General features: G+C 38.9%; 2 protein-coding genes. Both read left to right on the top strand.

Annotation, left to right across the window (positions count from 1 at the left end; all coding sequences use genetic code 11):
* Positions 1-122: 122 nt before the first annotated feature.
* Entirely contained in the window at positions 123-659 is a 537-nt protein-coding gene (locus tag B5J94_RS05025; RefSeq protein WP_065256690.1) for a helix-turn-helix domain-containing protein, read from the top strand.
* Positions 632-1582: an IS3 family transposase gene (locus tag B5J94_RS05020; RefSeq protein ID WP_115246899.1), complete on the top strand. Its 951-nt coding sequence runs from the start codon at positions 632-634 to the stop codon at positions 1580-1582. Before B5J94_RS05025 ends, B5J94_RS05020 begins: the two co-directional genes overlap by 28 nt.
* Positions 1583-1619 lie beyond the last annotated feature (37 nt).

Here is a 1619-nt window from a genome sequence, read left to right as displayed (position 1 = left end):
AATTAGGGTTAATACAACCACTTGCAACAACCTAACCTTTAATCTTATGTCTAAGATTTGGGGGTCGGTTCACCTGAACCGCACCCCAAAAGTTAGACACACTAACCTTTGGGGTGCTTTTTATGGCAAAATACACAACCGACTTTAAACTGTCTGTGATTGGGTATTATCTTAATCATCATGGCTACAAACAAACCGCCAAACACTTTAATCTAAACCACACAACCGTAGAGCTATGGGTTAAACTCTATCAAGCACATGGCATTGATGGCATAAAAAGACGACACACAAAGGCTGTCTATGACACAGATTTTAAGCTTAATGCCGTTCAAGCCATACAACAGGGCAAATCGCTTACACAACTTGCCATAGAGCTTAATCTGCCACAACCTTCTTTACTGTCAACTTGGTTAAAGTCCTACCAAGCCTTTGGTATAATGGGACTAATACCCAAACCCAAAGGCAAAAAAGCAATGTCAAACAAACACAACGCTAATAAAACCAAATCAACTTGGAAAACCAAACAAGACCACGAAAAAAGTGTGGATGATTTGCTTGATGAACTTGCCTATCTTAGAGCAGAGAATGACTATCTAAAAAAGCTAGATGCCTTAATTCGTCAAAAGGAACAATCAGTACAAACAAAGAACAAGTCCTGATCATCCAAGAATTAAGGCATAAGCACAAACTTGCTGACTTATTGGCAGTGTCAAACTTGCCAAGAAGTGTGTTTTATTACCACATTCGTCAAAGTACAAAGCCTGACAAAGACCTTGACTTAAAAGAACACATTAACCACATCTACCACCAACACAAGGGCAGGTATGGTTATCGTAGAATCACATCAGAGCTTAACAATCAGCTTGCCCAAAAAGGCATGGTCATTAATCATAAACGAGTGCAACGACTGATGGCTAAACTTGGACTCAAAGCATTGGTTCGTCGTCAACGTAAGTTTAATACTTACAAAGGCACAATGGGCAAAGATACCATTCAGGACAATATACTCAAAAGAGACTTTAAAGCAGACAAACCCAATCAAAAGTGGGCAACAGACATCACCGAGTTTAAAGTACAAGACAAGGCAAATGATGGCAGTGTCATTCAAAGAAAACTCTACCTATCGCCCATCATCGACTTGTTTAATGGTGAGATTGTCAGTTATACGATGAAGGACAGACCAACGTATGAGTTGGTCAAAGAGATGTTAAATGATGCCCTATCCAAGCTAAGCCAAGAAAAGATGGATGACAAACCCATCATTCATTCAGACCAAGGCTGGCACTATCAAATGCACCAGTATCAACAAACCCTAAAAGAACAAGGCTTAACCCAAAGCATGTCAAGAAAAGGCAATTGTTTGGATAATGCTGTGATAGAGAGCTTCTTTGGTACGCTAAAACAAGAGATATTTTATGAGACAACCACATTTACATCAACAGATGAACTTAAACAAGTGATTGATGAGTACATACACTACTACAATCATGATAGAATAAAGAGCAAATTAAAAGGACTAAGTCCTGTTAAGTACAGAAACTTAGTCCAATTAGGGTTAATACAACCACTTGCAACAACCTAACCTTTAATCTTATGTCTAAGATTTGGGGGTCGGTTCA

The sequence above is a fragment of the Moraxella lacunata genome (assembly GCF_002027545.1).
GTDB classification, from domain to species: Bacteria; Pseudomonadota; Gammaproteobacteria; order Pseudomonadales; family Moraxellaceae; genus Moraxella; species Moraxella lacunata.
This window is presented reverse-complemented; position numbering and strand designations above follow the sequence as displayed.